Source organism: Maricaulis sp., assembly GCF_048268525.1.
Taxonomy (GTDB): Bacteria; Pseudomonadota; Alphaproteobacteria; order Caulobacterales; family Maricaulaceae; genus Maricaulis.
The window spans coordinates 31,761-36,890 of the sequence record NZ_JBLWVH010000031.1 but is presented as its reverse complement, the minus strand read 5'-3'; the positions used below and the strand labels follow the sequence as shown (position 1 = coordinate 36,890).

The 5,130-nt window shown below is 62.9% G+C and carries 6 protein-coding genes; 4 read left to right on the top strand and 2 right to left on the bottom strand.

Annotated features, from left to right (window positions below; all coding sequences use genetic code 11):
* Nucleotides 1–2,162: excinuclease ABC subunit UvrB (uvrB, locus tag ACN0X9_RS13835; protein WP_417488154.1), on the bottom strand; the 2,162-nt coding region annotated here is incomplete at its 3' end.
* Nucleotides 2,163–2,312: 150 nt separating this feature from the next.
* On the opposite strand from uvrB, the gene ACN0X9_RS13830 reads away from it, so the two are divergent.
* From ACN0X9_RS13830 to ACN0X9_RS13820, 3 genes are all read left to right on the top strand, one after another.
* The gene (locus ACN0X9_RS13830) at nt 2,313–2,771 is read left to right on the top strand and encodes a response regulator (RefSeq protein ID WP_417488153.1); all 459 of its coding nucleotides are present in this window, start codon (nt 2,313–2,315) and stop codon (nt 2,769–2,771) included.
* Between the two features lie 3 nt (nt 2,772–2,774).
* Nucleotides 2,775–3,224: a response regulator gene (locus tag ACN0X9_RS13825; protein WP_417488152.1), complete on the top strand. Its 450-nt coding sequence runs from the start codon at nt 2,775–2,777 to the stop codon at nt 3,222–3,224.
* A gap of 140 nt (nt 3,225–3,364) precedes the next feature.
* Nucleotides 3,365–4,228 (top strand): hypothetical protein, encoded by an 864-nt coding sequence (locus ACN0X9_RS13820; RefSeq protein ID WP_417488151.1) that lies wholly within the window; start codon nt 3,365–3,367, stop codon nt 4,226–4,228.
* 8 nt (nt 4,229–4,236) lie between these two features.
* Here ACN0X9_RS13820 and ACN0X9_RS13815 read toward each other — a convergent pair whose 3' ends face one another.
* On the bottom strand, nt 4,237–4,635 hold the full coding sequence (locus tag ACN0X9_RS13815; RefSeq protein WP_417488150.1) for a DUF3775 domain-containing protein: 399 nt from the start codon (nt 4,633–4,635) through the stop codon (nt 4,237–4,239).
* Nucleotides 4,636–4,833: 198 nt separating this feature from the next.
* Between ACN0X9_RS13815 and ACN0X9_RS13810 the strand changes: the two genes are divergently transcribed.
* The coding region (locus ACN0X9_RS13810; RefSeq protein WP_417488149.1) for a response regulator at nt 4,834–5,130 on the top strand (297 nt) is incomplete at its 3' end.

Sequence of the window (5,130 nt, the reverse complement as noted above, 5' to 3'; positions counted from 1 at the left end):
TCCCCCCTTAACTTCAAAACCTCATCCCTTAACCGCGCCGCTTCCTCAAACTCCAGATCCGCTGCCGCCTCGCGCATCCGCTTCTCCAGATCGGCAATCACCGCGACCACATTATCCCCCGCCACGAATGCCGCCTGGTCGCTCTCGCGCAGGCCTTTCGGCTTGCCGTCGCCCTTCTTGCGGCCTTTGGCCGCGACGCCGCGGCCCTTGGCTTGGGACTCCATCACTTCTTCCAGGATGTCGCTGATGCCCCTTGTGATCGTCGTCGGGGTGATGCCGTGTTCTTCGTTGTGGGCGATCTGTTTGGTGCGGCGGCGGTTGGTTTCGTCCATGGCGCGTTGCATCGAGCCGGTGATGCGGTCGGCATAGAGGATGACTTTGCTGTCGGCATTCCGGGCGGCGCGGCCGATGGTCTGGACCAGGCTGGTCTCTGACCTCAGGAAGCCTTCCTTGTCGGCGTCGAGAATGGCGACGAGGCCGCACTCCGGAATGTCCAGGCCTTCGCGCAAGAGGTTGATGCCGATCAGCACGTCATAGACGCCGAGGCGGAGATCGCGGATCAGCTCGATGCGTTCCACCGTGTCGACGTCGGAATGCATGTAGCGGACCTTGAGGCCCTGCTCATGCATGTATTCGGTCAAATCCTCGGCCATGCGCTTGGTCAGCGTGGTGACCAGGGTGCGGAAACCCTTTTCGGCGGTGGCGCGGGCCTCGTCGATGACGTCGTCGACCTGGCTGGCGCCATCTGTGGAGACCGGGCGGATCTCGACCGGCGGGTCGATGAGGCCGGTCGGGCGGATCACCTGTTCGGTGAACACGCCGCCGGTCTGGTTCAGCTCCCACTGGCCCGGCGTTGCCGAGACCGAGATGGTCTGCGGCCGCATGGCATCCCATTCCTCGAATTTGAGCGGGCGGTTGTCGAGGCAGGAGGGCAGGCGGAAACCGTGATCGGTCAGCGTCTTCTTGCGGCTGAAATCGCCCTTGTACATGGCGCCCAGCTGCGGGATCGAGACATGGCTCTCATCGGCGAAGACGAGGGCGTCCTCTGGTATATACTCGAACAGCGTCGGCGGCGGCTCGCCCGGCTTGCGACCGGTGAGATAGCGGGAATAGTTCTCGATGCCGGCACAGGAGCCGGTGGCGCCGAGCATTTCCAGGTCGAACTCGGTGCGCTGTTGCAGGCGCTGGGCTTCCAGGAGCTGGCCATTGGCCTCCATCCAGGCGAGGCGTTCCTTCAGCTCGGCCTTGATCTTGACCACCGCCTGGTTGAGCGTCGGGCGCGGCGTCACATAGTGCGAATTGGCGTAGAATTTGACCGATTTGAGCTCGGTCATGGTCTTGCCGGTCAAGGGATCGAATTCGGTGATCTGCTCGACCTCATCGCCAAAGAAGCCGATCCGCCAGGCGCGGTCGTCGTAGTGGGCGGGGAAAACTTCCAGATTATCGCCGCGAATGCGGAAGGTGCCGCGGATGAAGGCGGCGTCATTGCGGGTGTATTGCAGGTCGACCAGCTGGCGCGTGATGGCGCGCGGATCGGCGATGTCGCCGGGCTTCAGCTCGAAGGTCATCGCCGTATAGGTCTCGACCGAGCCGATGCCGTAAATGCACGACACCGAGGCGACGATGATCACGTCATCGCGTTCGAGGATGGAGCGCGTCGCGGCGTGGCGCATCCGGTCGATCGCCTCATTGATCGACGATTCCTTCTCGATATAGGTGTCGGTGCGCGGCACATAGGCCTCGGGCATGTAGTAGTCGTAATAGGAGACGAAATACTCGACGGCGTTGTTGGGGAAGAAGCTCTTGAACTCGCCATAGAGCTGGGCGGCGAGGGTCTTGTTGGGGGCGAGGATCAGGGCCGGACGCTGCACCGCCTCGATGATCTTGGCCATGGTGAAGGTCTTGCCGGTGCCGGTGGCGCCGAGCAGGACCTGGTCGCGCTCCTCATCCTTCAGCCCGGCGACCAATTCGGCAATCGCCTGTGGCTGGTCGCCCTTGGGGGAGTATTCCGAGACGCACTGGAAACGCTGTCCGCCCTCGGACTTTTCCGGCCGGTCGGGCCGGTGCGGCGTCCATTCACCGGCGGTCGTCACGCTGGTCAGCGTGTCGAGCACGAAGTCTTCCGGGGCGGTCAGGGTGTCGTCGAGGGTCAGCTTGGCCATTGGGTGAATATGTGACGGCGGGCGGGCGAGGGCCAGTGCCGCACTGCGACCTCCCTGCCACCGTCCTGTCAGGAGCGCTCATATCGCATGAGCCGCCGTTAGGCCGGTGTTCAGGCGCGTGTGGTTAACTGGGCAGACGAGGAGATGACAATGTCTGCCCTTTCAGTGCCCATCCCGGACCGCCTCACCGTGCTGCTGGTCGATGACAGCCGCCCGGTTCGCGCTGTTATTCGCACATTGCTGACCGGGCTCGGTTTCGCCCGCGTCTTCGAAGCGGCCGATGGCGACGAGGCGCTGGTCATGACCCATACCTGCCGCCCGGATTTCGCGCTGATCGATTATGATCTCGGCCTCGCGACCGGTCTCGACCTTGCGCGCCGGCTGCGCGAGCCGGCGGCCGGCGTGGCCGCTGACATGCCGCTATTCCTGCTCGCCGCTGATGGCTTCTCCCACATGGTACGCGGTGCCGCAGCTGCCGGCTTTTCCGCGGTCCTGCCCAAGCCGGTCAATCCGCAGACCCTGATGGCCGGCCTTGCCGACAGCCTTGCTTCCCCCGGACGATTGCCCGAGGCCCGACCCGTGCTAGAATCCCTTACCGGCAGGAGGTGATCGATGCCGAAAAAGCCGCTCTCAGGATTGACGATGCTGGTGGTCGAGGATGTCACCTCGATCCGTAGTCTCGTGGTCAAATTGCTTGAGCGACAGGGGTGTGATGACGTGTCCGAGGCGGCGGACAGTGAAACCGCCTGGCACCATCTCAAGCGACGCAAGTTCGACGCGATCCTGCTCGATTACGAGCTGCAGAGCGATGACGGCGTCTCGATCGCCTGGCGCATTCGCGGCGATGACGGCCTGATCAACCAGAATGTGCCAATCATCCTGCTCACCGCCCATGACGAGGCGATGATTGTGGAGGCAGCCGGCAAGGCTGGGGTCGACGCCTATCTGGTCAAGCCGGTGATGCCGGACAGGCTGGGTCAGCGCATCCTTAATGCGATCAAGCACCGTCAGGATGCCGTCGGCTTGCCGCCGGGCGGCACGGAAGTTGACTGGAAGAATTGATGGGCGCGCACAAATTGTGAACCCGCTTCGATTGTGCTATTATTTATAGCAATCGAAGGGTGGGGTGCAAAATGGCGGATCAGGACTTCGGAATTAAGGCCGAAAATCCCTCGCAGCGATCGGATGTATTGCTCACCCAGGTGAGTGATGAAATCCTGGAAATGGAAGAATTTACCCGCTCGCGCGGTATCGTGGTCCCGGAAACGGTCCGGACAGAGCTGCCGCTTTTGCTGCAGCGCCTCTCCCGCGAGCCCTTGGGCGAGGACGGTGATGACCCCGATGGCCATTCACCCCGTGGCAGCCGGCGCGGTCGCGCCGCAAATATGGATTGGGTCGCGGACAACCTGCCGCTGGCGCTCAAGGTCCACCAGGATCTGCGGCTCGCCATCGCGCCGGCGACACCGGGAACCATCCGGGCCAGTTCGCTTCGCCACAATCCAATCTTGACCATGATCGGAGGTGCCGGCCTGGTCGCACTCGTGGTCCTTTTGGGGATCAAGGCGTTGGCTGGGACTGACCCCGACGCGCCGGATCAGCTGGTTTCTGCTGTATTGCGCTTGTGCGGGGCCGGTCTCGGGGCAACGCTCTTCGCGTTCTGGACGGCACGAAACTATCTTCGCGACGGCACGTTTCGACCGGAATACAACCAACAATACCTCGTGCGTTTCGTCGTCGGCATTCTGTCCGGATTCATCCTGGGTGAAATTGTGGGTGGCTATCAGCCCCTTGCAGACGTTGCAGGCAGTTACGGGGTCCTGGGCATTGCCCTTGTGGGAGGCTTCTCTGCCGAAGCCGTGGTGCAGATCCTGCAACGCATCGCGGACATTCTGGTCGCGGCCGTTCGTGGCAGTGACTGGGAGCGGGCGCGTGCCGACGCCGAGGCTGAGTCCAGCCGGCGACTGACTGAGGCCGCGGCACAGCTCCAGGATGCGATGAACGAAAGCGATGAGCATGCCCGGGACACGGCCTTGCATGACATCGCAACGCGGTTGCGCCAAGGCTGACCGCCCTCTCACGCGTCGTCGAAGACGTCGGCCTCGATCACCGAATCCAGACCCAGTTCGAGATAATCCCCCAGCATCGGCGCGCCGAGCAGATAGTCCTCGGTCGGGCCGCTGCGGCGGCTGCGGGCCTCGCGGACGGCGCGACGGAAATCCGGCCCGTCATAATCCCCGCGGCCAATCCAGTAGAGCGCCACAAGCTCGGCCTGGGCCTCCTCGTCGAGCGAGCCCAGCCAGTCCTCGATCTCCGTGCGGATCGGATCGGTATCGCCGGTCAGCAGACTTTCGACGGCATCCGTCTCGCCACTGTCGGCGTCGCGCTCGAAATCGTCGATCTGTTCCTTGCTGTCATAGGCGCGGGCCCGGTCGATCAGGGTGCGCACCATTTTCTCTGCGATGTTCATGACCATGCCCTTTTCAAGCTGCCAGATTGAACGCAACGCAACGGGAAGAGACTAGCACGGAAAGGGTGGTTTGTGACCTGTCGAGCCGGCCGACCGTGTGCGGCAGTCTGTCGCCATGCCCGCCCCACCCGGTCAAGACTTGGTTAAGACCGCTGGCGCACAATTGGCGGGTTCATTGATTCCCTTTCGCCACTGCGAGATTTCATGTCCGGCAGCTTCGACCGCATTCGTGTCCTGATCGTTGAGGACAATGCGCACATGTCGACCATCCTGCGCACCATCCTGCAGGGGTTCGGAGTGCGCACGATTGTGGAAGTGCGCGATGCCGCCGACGCGTTCGAGACCATGCGCGATGTCAATCCGGACTTTGCCCTGGTCGACTACATGCTGGGCGATCTGAACGGGCTGGAATTCACCCGCCTGGTCCGCACGGCGTCGGACAGTGCCAATAAATACCTGCCCATCGTCATGGTCACCGGTCACACGGACCGCTCGAAAGTG

What these genes read in the sequence shown, in the direction of transcription:
- ACN0X9_RS13830 (WP_417488153.1), top strand. Translation starts at nt 2,313, where the DNA reads ATGTCTGCCCTTTCAGTGCCCATCCCGGACCGCCTCACCGTGCTGCTG.
- ACN0X9_RS13825 (WP_417488152.1), top strand. Translation starts at nt 2,775, where the DNA reads ATGCCGAAAAAGCCGCTCTCAGGATTGACGATGCTGGTGGTCGAGGAT.
- ACN0X9_RS13815 (WP_417488150.1), bottom strand. Translation starts at nt 4,635, where the DNA reads ATGGTCATGAACATCGCAGAGAAAATGGTGCGCACCCTGATCGACCGG.